The organism is Pseudonocardia xishanensis (assembly GCF_039541715.1).
In the GTDB taxonomy this organism is placed as follows: Bacteria; Actinomycetota; Actinomycetes; order Mycobacteriales; family Pseudonocardiaceae; genus Pseudonocardia; species Pseudonocardia xishanensis.
Genome location: NZ_BAABGT010000097.1, coordinates 16213 through 30204, shown reverse-complemented (window position 1 = coordinate 30204; position 13992 = coordinate 16213). Strand labels below are relative to the sequence as shown.

Genomic DNA, 13992 nt, shown 5'->3' with positions numbered 1-13992 from the left:
CTACCGCTCCCGTGCCGGGCTGGCCGCGGAGCTCGACAGCCGCATCGACACCGGCGTCGCGCCGCGCAGATCAGCGCGCTCGACCGCGACAGCGCTCCGGTGCAGGCCGCGATCCTGGAGTCCGGGTCGCGGGTGCTGTCCGGACGGCTCGACGAGGTCGACGAGCGTTCGAGCGCGATCGTCGCCACGGACGACGCGCAGGGCTGACCGACTTCGGGTGGCCCGCCTCCACACGGCGCGGCGCCGTCAACAATCCTCCAGGTGGGCCAGGTGGCCTGCACCTGCGCCACACCGAGGAGGCCCACGAGCACAACCAGCCCGGCGGGACTGCTGAGAACGCGCTTGCGACCGCGGTCTGTTCTCCGAGGGACTGTCCCGCGGGCACCCCGGGTTGCCGTGTGAGAACCACCCTGCCCCGCGAAGTCGGGACCTTCGTCGACTCCTCGAGGCGAGGACGCGGCCGCCCGGCCTGCTCGTCCGCGCCGCGATCACTACCGCCGACGGGTGCGGGTGGCCGCCACCGGGTCGATGACCGACCAGCCCTCGGCGAGCGCGATGCTCTCCTCCCGACCGGACGTCACGTGCTCGAACATGTGCCGTGCCGCGAGGTCGGCGTCCCCGGCCTCGACCGCTGCGTAGATCTCCTGGTGCTCCTCGCACTGCACCACCAGGTCGCGCTGCTTCGTGAGGTGAAACAGCCACTGCACGCGGGCAGCGAGCGGGCCCATCATCACCGACAGCAGCGGGTTGGCCGCGACCTCGACCAGCACCCGGTGGAACGCGGAGTTGGCGGCGGCGATCTCGGGATCGTCCCGGCGCGCGATCGCCGCGCGGGCCAGGTCCATCTGCTCCCGCAGCCGGGCGAGCCCGTCCGTCGACGCCCGGTCCGCCGCCAACCGGACGGCGAGCACCTCCAGGCTCTCCCGGACGTCGAACAGGTCCCGGACGTCGTCCGCGGTGAAGGGCGCGACGATCGCGCCCTGCCGAGGGACGAGCACGACCAGCCCGTCGTTCTGCAGCAGCTGCATCGCCTCGCGCAGCGGGATCCGGGAGACCTCCAGCTCGGCGGCGAGGTCGCGCTCGATCAGCCGCTCCCCCGGCTGGTAGGCCAGGTTGACGATCCGGCTGCGCAGCTCGGCGTACGTGCTGTCGCGCAGGGACCCGGTCACGCCGGACACGGTAGCCGGTCGCGCCCTCGCCGGAACCCGATGTTTCGAGATGACCTTGGACGACTTACCCATCGGTAACACCGTTGGAACACTCTGCCCTCACTCTTCGACTTAGCGGTATACCACTAAATCGGGAGCAACCATGACTCGCACAACCCATCGCGCCACCCTCGGCGCCCTGGCCGCCGCCGCGGCGATCACGTTGTCCGCCTGTGGATCCGGCGACGTCGGCCCCGGGTCCGACGCGCTGAAGGTCGGGGTCTTCTTCCCCGGCTCCGTCTCGGACACCGGCTTCATGCAGTCCGGCTACCTCGGCTACCAGCGCCTCGAGCAGGCCGGGGGCGTGGAGCTCAGCTACGTCGAGCAGCTCGAGGCGAGCGACTACGAGCAGGCCCTGGTCCGCTTCGCGTCGCAGAACGACCTGGTCGTCTCGCTCGGCGGGCAGACCGACGCCGACGTCCGCAAGGTCGCCCCGCAGTTCCCCGAGGTGAAGTTCGTGGAGATCGGCGGCCCGGCCGACGCGCCCCCGCTGCCCAACCTCGCCTACTACGACCCGCAGCAGGCCGAGGCGGAGTTCCTCTCCGGCGCGGTGTCCGCCACGGTCTCGTCGAACGGCACGGTCGGGTTCGTCGGCGGCGTCGAGCTGCCCGCGATCGTCAACGCGGCCCACGCCTTCGGCAACGGCGCCCGGTTCGCCAAGCACGACGCCACCGTCCTCCCGCCGCAGTACGTCGGCGACTTCAACGACCCGGCCAAGGCCAAGCAGGCCGCGTCGGCGACGTACGGCGCGGGCGCCGACGTGCTCGGCCAGATCGTGAACCTCGGCAAGCAGGGCATGGCCCAGGCCGCGCAGGAGGGCGGGAAGTCGATGGTCGGCGGCCCGATCCCCGGCGACTGCGGCGACCCGCGGTTCGTCGGCTACGTGCACACCGACATCGGCAAGGAGATCGAGTACGCGGTGAACGCCGTGCAGAGCGGCACCTGGGCCGCGCAGCAGGTCCGCTTCGGCCTGACCTCGGGCAACGGGGGCACCGACTTCGTCCTGTGCAGCACCGACCCGACCGTCGCCGCCACCCTCCAGCGGGCCGAGGACCAGCTGGCGGCCGGCGCCGTCCAGCCCTACTGACATGGGCGCCCTCCTCGAGCTGCAGGGTCTCGGCAAGCGCTACGGCGCCGTCGGGAACGGCTGGGCGCTGCACGACGTCACGCTCTCCGTTGCCGCCGGAACCGTCCACTGTGTGCTGGGCGAGAACGGCGCGGGCAAGTCCACCCTCTGCAACCTGGTCAACGGCGGCGTCCGCCCCACCACCGGCGACATGTCGGTGCAGGGCACGGCCTACCGGCCGGGCTCCCCCGCCGACGCGCTGCGCCGCGGCATCGCGATGGTCCACCAGCACTTCTCGCTGATCCCCACCATGACGGTGCGGGAGAACCTGCAGCTGGTGCGGCGCAGGGCACTCGGTGACCGCCTCGACCGGATCGCCGACGAGTTCGGGCTCGCCGTCGATCCCGGCCGCCGGGTCGGCGACCTCCCGGTCGGCGCCCGGCAGAAGGTCGAGATCGTCAAGGCGCTGCTGCCCGATCCCGATCTCGTGCTGCTCGACGAGCCCACCGGCGTCCTCGACGTCGCCGAGATCGACGCCCTGATCGGCACCTGCCAGGCGATCGCGGGCTCCGGCCGCGCGGTGGTGCTGGTGACGCACAAGCTGGGGGAGGTCTCCCGGGTCGCCGACGCCGCGACCGTGCTGCGGCACGGCACCGTCGTCGGAGGCGGGCTGTTGTCCGAGGTCCCGGTGCCGCGGCTGCTCTCGCTCATGCTCGGGCGGGACGCGGGCGAGCTCGACGCCGACGCCGCGAGCGCCGTCGGTCTGCTGCCGGGTGGGAGCACGCGGGGGCGGGCGGGGCGGGCGGGGCGGGCGGGGGCGACCGCGCTGAGCGCACGAAACGTGCACTCGGGGTCGGGCGCCGAGACCGCCCTGGGCGCACGAAACGTGCTGTCCGTCCGCGGGCTCACGGTCCACCACCCCGATGGCTCGCCCGCCGTGGTCGGCGTCGACCTCGACCTGCGCGCCGGGGAGATCACCGGCATCGCCGGGGTGGAGGGCAACGGGCAGTCCGAGCTGGTCCGCGTGCTGTCCGGGGCGCTACGCCCCACCGCGGGCACGGTCCGCCTGGGGGACGACGACATCACCTCCGCCACCCCGGCCGCCCGCACACGGGCCGGGCTGGGGGTGGTCCCGGAGGACCGCCACCGCGAGGCGATGGTCGGCGAGCTCTCGGTCGCCGAGAACCTCTTGCTCGCCGAGCTCGGCCGGTCGGGGGGCCGGTTCCGGCGCCGCGGGATGCTGCAGCGCGCCGCGATGGACGCGGCGGCCGCCTCGGTCATCGAGGACTACGCCGTCCGGGCGGACGGACCGCGGGCCGAGATGCGCTCGCTCTCCGGCGGCAACCAGCAGAAGATCGTGCTGGCCCGCGAGCTCGCGATCGACGGGCTGACCGTGCTGGTGGCGGCCCAGCCCACCCGCGGGCTCGACTTCGGCGCGGTCGCGAGCGTGCTCGCCCGGCTGCGCGGGGCCGCCGACCGCGGAGTCGCGGTGCTGGTCGTGTCCAGCGAGGTCGGCGAGCTGCTGACGCTCTGCGACCGGATCCTCGTCGGCTACCGCGGCCGCCTGCTCGGCCCAGTCGAGACGACCGATCCCACCGCCGCCGACCGCGTCGGCACACTGATGACGGGGACTGCGGCATGACGACACGACTCCTCCATCCCGCCACCGTCGCCGCGGGCGCGGTCGTGGCCGCCCTGCTCGTCGGGGTCCTGCTCGCCGGGCTCGCGGGTGCCGACCCGCTCACCACGGTCTCGGCGCTGGTCGAGGGCATGGTCGGCACGCCCTACGCGATCGGCGAGTCGCTCAACGGCGTCGCGGTGCTCATGCTCGTCGCCGCCGGTTTCGTGATCGCTTACCGGGCAGGCCTGGTCAACGTCGGCGGCGAGGGCCAGCTCTGCGCGGGCGGCATCGCGGCCACCGCGGTCGGGACGGGGCTGCCCGCGGGCACGCCCGCCGTCGTCGCGTTGCCGTCGGTGCTGATCGCCGCCGCGGCGGCCGGGTTCGCCTGGGCCGCGGTGCCCGCCGCGCTGCGGGCCTGGCGTGGCACCAGCGAGATCATCACGACCCTGCTCCTGAACTTCGTGGGGCTCGCCCTGGTCACGCTCGTGGTCCACGAGGAGGGGCTGCTGCGCCAGCCCGTCACCTCTTCGGAGACGCTGCCGCAGTCCGCGCCGCTGGTCGACGGCGCCCACCTGCCCTCGCTCGGGCTCCCCCGGTCCCCCGCCACGATCGCGGTCGCGGTCGCGGTGGTCGCGCTCGTCGCCGTCGGGATCGTGCTGCGCCGCACCGGGACCGGGCTGCGGCTGACGGCCCTGGGGCACGCCCCCGCGGCCGCCGCCCGGCTCGGCGTCCCGGTCGCCCGGACCCGGTTCCTCGCCCTGGGCGGCGCGGGTGCGTTCGCCGGCGTCGCGGGCGGGATGGTCGTGGCGACCGCACCCGCGGTGCTCGCCGAGGGGTTCACGTCGGGCTACGGGTTCTCGGGGCTCGTCGTCGGGCTGCTCGCGCGGGGCTCGATGACCGCGCTCGCCGCCGTCGCCGTGCTGCTCGGGTTCCTGGTGTCCGGCGGGATCAACCTGCAGCTCGTCGCCGGTGTCCCCGCCACCACGGTGTCCATCGTGGAGAGTCTCATCATCCTGTTCATCGCGGGCAGCGCCGCCTGGGCCGCCCGTCGTCGGGCCGCCGCGCGCAGGCCCGCACACCGCCCGGCCGGGGCGCCGGTCGAGACCGTGGGAGCGACGCGATGACCCTGCTCACCCAGATCCTGGTGTCCGGCATCGGGTTCGCGCTGCCGCTGCTGGTCGCCGCCGTCGGCGAGCTGGTCAGCGAGCGCGCGGGCGCGCTCAACCTCTCGCTCGAGGGGATGATGCTCTCCGGTGCGTTCTGCGCCGTCCTCGGCTCGGTCACCACCGGGTCGCCCTGGCTGGGCGCGGTCGCCGGTGTCCTCGGTGGACTCCTGCTCGGCGCCGCCCAGGCCCTGCTGTCGGTGCGGGCGCTGGCCGACCAGATCGTCGTCGGGATCGCGGCCAACGCGTTGGCGTTGGCGGCCAGCACCTTCGGCGCCCGGCTGGTGTTCACCGGCGGCACGGAGGTGCCCGCCTTCGACCGTCTCCCGATCCCGGTCCTGCACGACATCCCGGTGCTGGGGCCCGCCGTGTTCTCCCAGACCGCGCTCGGCTGGATCTGTGTGCTCGTCGTCGTGGTCACCGCGGTCCTGCTGGGTCCGCGCACCGGCCGCGGCCTGCGGATCGACGCGACCGGCGAGGACGCCGTCGCCGCCGACCGCACGGGGCTGCCGGTCCGCAGGCTGCGCGCGCTGTGCATCCTGCTCACCTCGGCGATGGCCGGGCTGGCGGGCGCCCAGCTCGCGCTGTCGGAGGTGCGGGCCTTCTCCGACAACATGACCGCGGGGATCGGCTACCTCGCCGTCGTCGCGGTGATCGCGGGGCGGTGGCGCGCCCCGGGGACCGCGCTCGCCGCCGTCCTCTTCGGACTCGCCCAGGCGCTGCAGTACGCGCTGCCCGCACTCGGCGTCGCCGTCCCGCCCGCGCTGCTCACCATGATCCCGTACGCGATCGCCGTGGTGGCGGTCAGCGGGCTCGCCGGGAGCAGCCGTGCACCGTCCTGTCTCACCGTTCCGTTCGCGAGGGCCTGATGATCATCCTCACCCACTCCGACGTCTGCCGGTTGATCGACCGAGACCTCGTCCTCCAGGCGGTCGAGCGCGCCCACCGCGAGCACGGGCTCGGGATCGCGCAGGTGCCCGGCCCACCCGCCATGACGGTCGGCGGGACCAGCCTGGTCCCGATGGTCGCCGCGGGGAGCACGCTCGCCGCCGTCAAGATGCTGGCCGACGTGCCCCGCAACGCCGCGCGCGGCCTGCCGGTCCAACGGTCGTCGATCATGGTGACCGACGTCGCCACCGGCGAGTGCCGGGCGCTGGTCGACGGCCGCCAGGTCACCGCCGTGCGCACGGCTGCGACCAGCGCGGTGGCCACCCGGTACCTGGCCCGGCCGGGGAGCTCGGTGCTCGGGCTGGTCGGGGCCGGGACGCTCGCCGTCGAGCACACCCGGGCGATCGCCGCGGTGCACGGAATCGACACGGTGGTGGTGTGGTCGCGATCCACCGCGACCGTGGAGCGCTACCGTGCGGCCGTGGAGGACCTGCGGCTCGTGGTCAAACCCGCCGACTCGGTCGAGGAGGTCGTGCGTGCCGCGGACGTGCTGTGCACGCTGACCCCGTCGCGGAATCCGATCGTGCGGGGGGCGTGGTTCGCACCGGGGCTGCACGTCAACGCCGTCGGCGCGCCGCCGCGGCCGGACCACCGCGAGGTCGACGGCGAGGGGCTGGCTCGGGCACGCGTCGTCGTCGACTCGGTGCCGACGGCGATGGCGAAGTCGGGCGAGGTCGTCCTCGCGCTCGCGGAGGGCACCGTGACCTCGGCGGACGTCGAGACAGAGCTGGGCCGGGTCGTGGCGGGGCTGGCGCCGGGGCGGTCGTCGGACGAGGAGATCACGCTGTTCGACTCGGTCGGCCTCGGCCTGCAGGACCTGGCGACGGCGGAGCTGCTCCTGGAGGCCGCGGCGGCCCAGGGTGTCGGCACCGAGATCGACCTGTCGAGATGAGCATCGGGGTCGTTCGGCGGCCCGAGAACCACGCTGAGGTTCACCTCGGCGAAGGAGGAGCTGTGGACGAGCACGTGCGGCGGGCGGTCGAGCTGGCGCGGGAGGCCGCCACGGAGGGGAACCGGCCGTTCGGCGCGGTCCTGCTGGGCCCGGACGGGGCGGTGCTCGCCGAGGGGCGCAACCGCGTCACCTCAACCGGGGACCTGCGGGCGCACGCCGAGCTCGACGCGCTGGAGAACGCTCGCACGGCCGGACTGTCGGGGGCGGGCGGAACCATGGTCGCCAGCGGCGAGCCCTGCCCGATGTGCAGCGCGGGGATGGTGTGGGCGGGTCTCGCGCGGATCGTGTTCGCGGCCGCCGAGCCGGACTTCTCCCCCATCCTGGGCGAGGGCCCACAGTTCACCCTGCGCTGCGCGGACGTCGTTGCGGCGGCGTCGGTGGAGATCGCGGTCGAGGGCCCGGTGGGCGGCGAGCCGGCGCTGGAGGTGTTCCGCGAGTACCGGGGGTGATCACCGCGTCACGATCTCAGGGTGCGGCGGTGGCGGGTGTCCCCGGGGCAGCTCGTGTTCCTGCTGGAGGGGTAGCCCGCGGTAGTCGCTGATGCGTGCCGGCACCGCGTAGGGCGCCACCTCCGCTGTGCCGATGTCATCGCCCAAGAGGGCGTGCCAGCCGGTGTAGTTGTCGTCCCACGTCCAACCGACGAACGGCGCCGTGTGCGGGTCCGCGCTCGTGTTGCGGTCATCCAGCATCGGATAGATGAGGACCTGCATCGCGAGCGGCGTGCCGGCGTCACGAGCGGCGACGGCCATTCCCGCCGCGACACCACCGCCGCCACTATCGCCTTGACGGCGACGCGCTGCGGATCGACGCCGCGTAACGGCTCGTCGATTCCGGCTCGCTGGTACACCAAGGCCGGCTCCAACCCGGGTTCGCCGTCGTCTACGCGCACGGCGGTGCCATGATCTGCGGATCGATAGCGGTCTATGACCGGTTCGTCGCGAGCTACGTCGAGAAGAGCGGCGTGCCCTTTCTGTCGGTCGACTATCGGCTTTCACCGGAGCACCCGGGCACAACCCTGGTCGACGACACCCATTGGGCGTTGATGTGGTTGATCGCGCACGCGGCCGAACGACAGCGGCGTCCTTGCCTGCCGGCGATTCCGTCCCCCTGCGACTGTCCTCTCTCTGTTGTGCGGCCGCCGACGTCGTCATGACCACGGCGAGTCTCTTCGCCGTCACCGGCCAGACCGAGGGCCGCAACGAGATCTCGACCTTCCTGGTCCCCCTCGATGCGAAGGGAGTCACAGTCGGGAAGGACTACGACGAGCTGGGCCGGCGCTCCGCTGACACCCACCCCCTCTACTTCGACGAGGTCCGCGTCCCGTCCACGGCGCTACTGGGTCGGCCGGGTGAAGACCTCCGGGCAGCGCTGTCCTGACCTGGGCCCGCATCGCCGTCGCCGCGGTCGGCACCGGGGTGACCCGGGGGATGCCTTCGCCACGCGCTGGAACTCGTCACCGACCGCGAGGTCTTCGGCCGGCCGCTGACCGAGTTTCAGAACACCGGCTTCCGCCTCGCCGACCTGGTCACCCTCGCCACCCAGGCCAGGGTCCTCACCTATGAACAGGCGTGGAAACGCGACCACGGTTTGCCCATCGAGCGGGAGGCGGCGATCGCTCGTCGAGGGGACTTCGGAGGTCCAACGGCTCCTCATCGCACGCTCGCTGGGAGTCGCGTCATAAGCCAGTAGAGGCCAAAGGCTGGCCCGTCAAGCAATGCGCAGAGGAGCACATGGCGAACAGCCGACCCATCGCCTATCCGCGTGAACCGCAGTCTCGTGAAACCGGGGCCCGATCGCCTCAATGCTCGCGGGCGCCACTCACCTCGAATCGTCTTCGCGCCAACCGGGTGTGGCTTCGATCGTGTCCCGACCGACGACAACGGCAGCGAGCAGCTCCAGGACGTGTCTGTAGTCGCGGCCGGTCGCCCGGGTCATCCCCAGTTCGCAGGTGCGGTTGCAGGAGACGTGCGCCGCGGTGTCCCGGTCGCGGACCTCGTCGGCCTCGCGGGCGGTCGCGCTCGCGGTCAGCTCCGGGTGCAGCATGCCGCGGTCACCCGCGAATGCGCAGCAGCCCCACTCGTCCGGGACGTGGACCTCGTCGGCCACCTCGTTCGCCAGCGCGAGCAGCGCCGGGTTCAGCCCCATCCGCAAGGACGAGCAGGTGGGGTGCACCGACACCGACGGCACCTTCGGGTGCGCGCCCAACCGCGGGAGCACCTCGTCGAGGACGAACCGCATCGCGTCGACGACCCGGACCCCGGTCCCGTCGAGCAGCCCGTGGAAGCCCTCCGAACAGGACGACGCGTCGCTGATCACGATGAGCCCGCCGTTCCGCGTCGCATCCAGGACGACCGGCCGGACCCGTTCCTTCATCGCCTCGTACCCGGCCGCGACGCCCTTGGACGACCACGGCGTGCCGCAGCACAGCGAGTCGATCCCCGGGGGCACCAGCAGCTCGACGCCGGCGGCGCGGCAGAGCGCCTCGAGGCTCGCCTGCACGCCGGGGCCCGCGGGATCCCCAGCCGGGCCGAACATCGTGTTCACACAGGCCGGGAGGTACACCGCCGCGGGCGGGCCGTCCGGGGCGGGGCGCCGTCGTCGGGCGCCGCCACCGGGCAGCTCGGCGGACCAGAGCGGGACCAGGTCCTTCCCCACGACCGCGCGCGCCGCCGTGTTCCCGGCGATCACCACGGGGTCCAGCGGCGCCTTCCGCAGCGCGGTCAGGCCCAGCGAGGCCCCGCGCGTCACCGCCGACCAGTGCTTGGCCGCGGTGGTCCACACCGCCGCGTTCGCCTTGCCCTGCTCGCGCTTGCGTTGCGTCTTGACCAGGTCGCCGGTGTTGATCAGTACAGGGCAGGCGGTCTGGCACATGCCGTCGACCGCGCAGGTCTGGACAGCGCTGTACTCGTAGTCCGCGCGCAGCCGCTCGGCCAGCTCGACGTCCCCCGTCTCCTCGGCCTCGCGGATGGCCCGCCAGGCCGCGATCCGCTGTCGCGGCGTGAGTGTGAGGTCCCGGCTGGGGCAGACCGGCTCGCAGAACCCGCAGGCCGTGCAGCGGTCGACCTCGACGTCCACCTCCGGGTTGAGCTTGATGTGCTTGAGGTGCAGCTCCGGGTCGTCGCTGAGCACCACGCCGGGGTTGAGCACGCCGTGCGGGTCGAACAGGCGTTTGATCTCCTGCATCACCCCGTACAGCTCGTCGCCGTACTGGCGGCGGACGTACGGCGCCATGACCCGGCCCGTCCCGTGCTCCGCCTTGAGCGATCCGCCGTGGCCCAGGACGAGGTCCACCATGTCCTCGGTGAAGTCGCGGTAGCGGCCGAGCTGCTCGTCGGTCTCGAACCGGTCGGTGAGCATGAAGTGGATGTTGCCGTCCTTGGCGTGTCCGAACACCACGCTGTCGGAGTAGCGGTACCGGTCGAACAGCGCGGCCAGCGAGCGGCACGTCTCGGCGAGGGCGGGCACCGGCACGACGACGTCCTCGAGCAGCGCCGTACTCCCCGGCGGCCGGGCGCCCGCGACGGTCGCGTACAGCCCCTTGCGCAGCTTCCACAACGGGCCGCGCACCGCGTCGTCCGTGGTCAGCTCGACGGGGTCGGCGGTGCGCAGGCCGGCCAGCGTGGGCCCCGCGGCTTCGACGAGCCCGGTCAGCTCCTCCCGCGAGGTCGCCTGGTACTCCAGCAACAGCGCCGCCTGGGCGTCCACCGCGATCCGGGCGACCTCGGGCGGGCAGTCGGCGAAGGACTTCCCGACCCGCAGTGAGGCGGCGTCCATCAGCTCGAGGGTCGCCGCGCCCGTCGCGACGAGGGCGGGCAGCGCCTCGCTGGCGGTGACGAGGTCGTCGAACACCAGCAGCGCCGAGGAGATCTGCGTGCGCAGCGGGACCGTGCGGAACACCGCCGACGCGACGAACGCCAGCGTGCCCTCGCTGCCCACCACCAGGTGGGACAGGATCGCGGCCGGGGTGTCGTGGTCGAGCAGGGCGTTGAGCCCGTAGCCCATGGTGTTCTTCATGGCGAACTGGCGCTCGATCGTCGAGACGCTCTGCGCGTTCCCCACGACCCGGTCGCGCAGCTCGAGTAGTCCCCGGGTGAGGTCCGGCTCCAGGGCACGGAGCCGCTCGTCGGCGTCCGGCGCGCCGGTGTCGATCACCGTGCCCGACGGCAGCACCGCCACCACGGACTCAAGCGTGCGGTAGCTGTTCTCGACGGTCCCGCAGGCCATGCCGCTGGCATTGTTGGCGAGCACCCCGCCGACGGTGCAGGCCGCCTCACTGGCCGGGTCCGGGCCGAACCGGCGGCCGTGGCGGGCCAGCCGAGCGTTGAGTCGGCGGACGGTGACCCCGGGCTGAACGCGCACGCGCAGGCCGTCGTCCAGGATCTCGACCTCGCGGAAGTGCGTGCGGGTGTCGACGAGCAGCTGGTCGGTGACCGCCTGCCCAGACAGGCTGGTACCCCCGGAGCGGAACGTCAGCGGCACCCCGGACCGGTGGCTGCGCGCGAGCAGCTGGCCGATCTCCGCCGCGCAGCGCGGCACCGCGACGGCGGTCGGCAGCAGGAAGAAGTGCGACGCGTCATGCGCCTGGGCATGGCGGACCAGGTCGTCGGTACGAAGTTCGACAGTCACACCAAGGCTCCTCGTCTGACAGCAACCAAGATTGTTCAGCAAGTCTACTGAGAGAGCAACATAGCTGAGTATGCTTGCTCTCCGTGGTGATCCGGGTTCAGGTCCCGTCCGTCGTCGACGTCATCGCAAACGACCTACGTCGCAGTGTGCTGAGCGGTGAGCTGCGGCCGGGCTCCTCGCTGACCGAGGCTGACGTGGCAGGGCGATACGACGTGGCGCGCGCTACGGCGAAGGCGGCCATCGAGCGCCTCGTGGCCGAGTCGATGCTCGAGCGCAGTACCCACAAGACCGCACGGGTGGTTCGACTGGGCCCGCAGGATGTCCGGGACATCTATCTCTCCCGCGCCATCCTGGAAGCCGAGGTGCTCCGCCGCCTGGCCGCGGCGGGCACGCCGATCCCGGAGGCCGCCCGCGAGGCCAACGCGGAGATCCGCAGGCGCTGGAACGCGTCGAGCTTCGACGTGGTGGAGCCCGATATGCGGTTCCACACGTCGATGGTGGACGCCGTCGGCACGGTGCGGACCAGCCGCATGTACCGCGGACTGGCCTCGGAGGTCCGGCTCTGCATGGCCCAAGTTCAGGGTAGGCAGCTGCTCAGCCCAGCGGTCATCGTCGCCGAGCACGAACGCATCCTGGAGCTGGTCGAGGCGGGCGCTGGAAACGAGGCGGCCGAGGTGCTCGACGGCCACCTCGGCCGGGCGCGCGACTTGCTGATCGACGCGCTGGACAACGCCGACTGAGGAGCAAGCCGAGGGCCCCGGCATGGCTACACGGCTACAACTTCCACCGGCCCCACACCGCGATCGGCGGACATCCACCCGCCCACCGCGTCAACAACCTCTGCGGCGGCGACAGCTAGCCGGTCGGCCACGCGGAGAAACACCTGCGGATCCATCGAGTGACCGTGGTCGGGCTGCTGCCGACCCGTCGCGGGTCAGGCGACCATCGGTCGTCCGGTGACCTCCTCCAACGCCCGGACCATGGGACCGAGCCGGGACCGCGTCGGCTGCACCGTGGCCACCCCCAACTCCTCGAGCGGCGCCGCGGTGACCGGCCCGACGCACACCGCAGGCACCCGGCCGGACCGCATCGCGGCCACGACCCGGGCGCGCAGCCCACGCTCGTCGGCCCGACGCAGCAGCCCGGCCACCGCGGGGGCGCTGGTGAAGGTGACCGCATCCAACCCGCCCGACACGAGCGCATCGGTGAGCGCGTCGACCGGGCCCGGGTCGGCGGGCGGCACCCAGCGGTACACCGTCAGGCCGAGCACGTCGGCACCCGCGTCGGTCAGCGCGCTGACGATCTCGGTCAGCGGATCGCCGTGCAGCTGGATCGCGATCCGGGCGCCCGCCACCCCGCGGGCGAGGAGGTGGGTGAGCACCTCGGCCGAGGACTCCGTGGCCGGCGACCAGACCTCGCTCAGCCCCGCCGCGCGGACCGCGCCCTTCGCCTTCGGGCCCCGGGCGATGATCTCGCCGCGGCCCAGCATCTCCTGCAGCTCCACGCGCACGCCCCACCGCTCGGCCCCCGCGAGCCAGCCCCGGAACCCGATCCCGGTCGTGACGACGGTGACGTCCGGCGGCGCGGTCACCAGGCCGCGGGTGGCGGCCGCCACCTGCTCGTCCTCCTCGACCGGAACGATGCGCACAGCCGGGCCGAACACCGGACGGGCCCCTCGGCGCGCCAACAGCTCCCCCAGCTCGGCCGCCTTGCGAGACGCGGTCACCCCGACCCGCAGCCCGCCCAGGCTCGCTCCGCCCGTCATCAGGCCATCGTGTCGCCTACCGGGGAAACGCGCTCGAGTGTGCACGGTCCGTCAACGAGACCGCGCTCCCGACGGCGCGGCCCGCCACAACAGAGTGACCGAGGCCTCTCCCCCGCCGTCCCGACGCACGTCCGGTTGATCCGCCGACAGTGGGGCAGCTCGTGCGCGTGAGCGACGGCGCCGAGGAGACCGACGCCCGGCTCGGCGCCGACCGCACGGACCTCTCCATCCCGGAGGTCGTCAACCCGACCGTGCGGACGTCCGCCTCGGCGAGGAGGTCGGCGACAGCGTCCGTGGCCTCCGGGGAGTCGACCGACGCCAGACCCACCGTGTCGGCCCCGAGCCGCCGGCCGAGCGAAGGGGACACCAGACCGACCCGGGGTCCTCGCAGCGAGCGCACCACCCGGGCCGGTTCCACGACCCTCGATCCGGACTCCGTTGCCACCGTGTCTGCCACCGCGCGAGAGGCGCCGCTGCTGCACCTCACCGACCACCCGACCGGGGCTCCGGCGACCCTGGACACTGCGCGCGCAGGCGGCACCCCGCGGGACCCGGCTCCGTCCGACGCCGACCCCGCGCTGGTCCGTCCGCTCGGCTCCGCGACCGGCCCCTGGAGCAGGGTGGCGCGTTCGCCTCCGAAGGG

13 protein-coding genes and 1 pseudogene are annotated in these 13992 nt (G+C 73.2%); 10 read left to right on the top strand and 4 right to left on the bottom strand.

All coding sequences use genetic code 11. The features are described from left to right. Positions 1 to 491 precede the first annotated feature (491 nt). The gene (locus ABD993_RS29200) at positions 492 to 1169 is read right to left on the bottom strand and encodes a GntR family transcriptional regulator (RefSeq protein ID WP_345425581.1); all 678 of its coding nucleotides are present in this window, start codon (positions 1167 to 1169) and stop codon (positions 492 to 494) included. Positions 1170 to 1311: 142 nt separating this feature from the next. Between ABD993_RS29200 and ABD993_RS29195 the strand changes: the two genes are divergently transcribed. The 6 genes from ABD993_RS29195 to ABD993_RS29170 all read left to right on the top strand — a co-directional run bounded on the left by ABD993_RS29195 (position 1312) and on the right by ABD993_RS29170 (position 7407). After that, positions 1312 to 2295 (top strand): BMP family protein, encoded by a 984-nt coding sequence (locus tag ABD993_RS29195; RefSeq protein WP_345425579.1) that lies wholly within the window; start codon positions 1312 to 1314, stop codon positions 2293 to 2295. A gap of 1 nt (position 2296) precedes the next feature. Further along, the gene (locus ABD993_RS29190) at positions 2297 to 3916 is read left to right on the top strand and encodes an ABC transporter ATP-binding protein (protein WP_345425576.1); all 1620 of its coding nucleotides are present in this window, start codon (positions 2297 to 2299) and stop codon (positions 3914 to 3916) included. Beyond that, complete coding sequence (locus ABD993_RS29185; protein ID WP_345425573.1) at positions 3913 to 5019, top strand: ABC transporter permease; 1107 nt, start codon at positions 3913 to 3915, stop codon at positions 5017 to 5019. Before ABD993_RS29190 ends, ABD993_RS29185 begins: the two co-directional genes overlap by 4 nt. Beyond that, positions 5016 to 5927 carry an ABC transporter permease gene (locus ABD993_RS29180; protein ID WP_345425570.1) on the top strand — a complete coding sequence of 304 codons (912 nt, stop codon included), beginning with the start codon at positions 5016 to 5018 and terminating at the stop codon, positions 5925 to 5927. The genes ABD993_RS29185 and ABD993_RS29180 overlap by 4 nt, the downstream gene beginning before the upstream one ends. Continuing rightward, the gene (locus ABD993_RS29175; protein ID WP_345425567.1) at positions 5927 to 6898 is read left to right on the top strand and encodes an ornithine cyclodeaminase family protein; all 972 of its coding nucleotides are present in this window, start codon (positions 5927 to 5929) and stop codon (positions 6896 to 6898) included. The genes ABD993_RS29180 and ABD993_RS29175 overlap by 1 nt, the downstream gene beginning before the upstream one ends. 62 nt (positions 6899 to 6960) lie before the next feature. Then, on the top strand, positions 6961 to 7407 hold the full coding sequence (locus ABD993_RS29170; RefSeq protein WP_345425564.1) for a nucleoside deaminase: 447 nt from the start codon (positions 6961 to 6963) through the stop codon (positions 7405 to 7407). Here the strand turns inward: ABD993_RS29170 and ABD993_RS29165 are convergent, their stop codons facing one another. After that, complete coding sequence (locus ABD993_RS29165; protein ID WP_345425561.1) at positions 7408 to 7707, bottom strand: alpha/beta hydrolase family protein; 300 nt, start codon at positions 7705 to 7707, stop codon at positions 7408 to 7410. Between the two features lie 89 nt (positions 7708 to 7796). On the opposite strand from ABD993_RS29165, the gene ABD993_RS36965 reads away from it, so the two are divergent. The 3 genes and pseudogenes from ABD993_RS36965 to ABD993_RS36960 form a co-directional block, all read left to right on the top strand. Further along, positions 7797 to 8111 carry an alpha/beta hydrolase gene (locus ABD993_RS36965; protein ID WP_425569179.1) on the top strand — a complete coding sequence of 105 codons (315 nt, stop codon included), beginning with the start codon at positions 7797 to 7799 and terminating at the stop codon, positions 8109 to 8111. Next, on the top strand, positions 8108 to 8335 hold the full coding sequence (locus ABD993_RS29160) for an acyl-CoA dehydrogenase family protein (RefSeq protein WP_345425558.1): 228 nt from the start codon (positions 8108 to 8110) through the stop codon (positions 8333 to 8335). The genes ABD993_RS36965 and ABD993_RS29160 overlap by 4 nt, the downstream gene beginning before the upstream one ends. Before the next feature lie 60 nt (positions 8336 to 8395). Continuing rightward, positions 8396 to 8647: pseudogene (locus ABD993_RS36960) on the top strand (acyl-CoA dehydrogenase family protein); the annotation flags it as partial. A gap of 129 nt (positions 8648 to 8776) precedes the next feature. Here ABD993_RS36960 and ABD993_RS29155 read toward each other — a convergent pair. Next, positions 8777 to 11584 (bottom strand): FAD-binding and (Fe-S)-binding domain-containing protein, encoded by a 2808-nt coding sequence (locus ABD993_RS29155; RefSeq protein ID WP_345425555.1) that lies wholly within the window; start codon positions 11582 to 11584, stop codon positions 8777 to 8779. Positions 11585 to 11667: 83 nt separating this feature from the next. On the opposite strand from ABD993_RS29155, the gene ABD993_RS29150 reads away from it, so the two are divergent. Next, the gene (locus tag ABD993_RS29150; RefSeq protein ID WP_345425553.1) at positions 11668 to 12324 is read left to right on the top strand and encodes a GntR family transcriptional regulator; all 657 of its coding nucleotides are present in this window, start codon (positions 11668 to 11670) and stop codon (positions 12322 to 12324) included. A 194-nt stretch (positions 12325 to 12518) separates the two neighbouring features. Here ABD993_RS29150 and ABD993_RS29145 read toward each other — a convergent pair whose 3' ends face one another. After that, on the bottom strand, positions 12519 to 13349 hold the full coding sequence (locus ABD993_RS29145; RefSeq protein WP_345425550.1) for a uroporphyrinogen-III synthase: 831 nt from the start codon (positions 13347 to 13349) through the stop codon (positions 12519 to 12521). Positions 13350 to 13992 lie beyond the last annotated feature (643 nt).

Bases quoted from the DNA above. Each gene is read 5' to 3' on its own strand.
- ABD993_RS29195 (WP_345425579.1), top strand. From the start codon at position 1,312: ATGACTCGCACAACCCATCGCGCCACCCTCGGCGCCCTGGCCGCCGCC.
- ABD993_RS29190 (WP_345425576.1), top strand. From the start codon at position 2,297: ATGGGCGCCCTCCTCGAGCTGCAGGGTCTCGGCAAGCGCTACGGCGCC.
- ABD993_RS29185 (WP_345425573.1), top strand. From the start codon at position 3,913: ATGACGACACGACTCCTCCATCCCGCCACCGTCGCCGCGGGCGCGGTC.
- ABD993_RS29180 (WP_345425570.1), top strand. From the start codon at position 5,016: ATGACCCTGCTCACCCAGATCCTGGTGTCCGGCATCGGGTTCGCGCTG.
- ABD993_RS29175 (WP_345425567.1), top strand. From the start codon at position 5,927: ATGATCATCCTCACCCACTCCGACGTCTGCCGGTTGATCGACCGAGAC.
- ABD993_RS29165 (WP_345425561.1), bottom strand. From the start codon at position 7,707: ATGGCCGTCGCCGCTCGTGACGCCGGCACGCCGCTCGCGATGCAGGTC.
- ABD993_RS29160 (WP_345425558.1), top strand. From the start codon at position 8,108: ATGACCACGGCGAGTCTCTTCGCCGTCACCGGCCAGACCGAGGGCCGC.
- ABD993_RS29145 (WP_345425550.1), bottom strand. From the start codon at position 13,349: ATGACGGGCGGAGCGAGCCTGGGCGGGCTGCGGGTCGGGGTGACCGCG.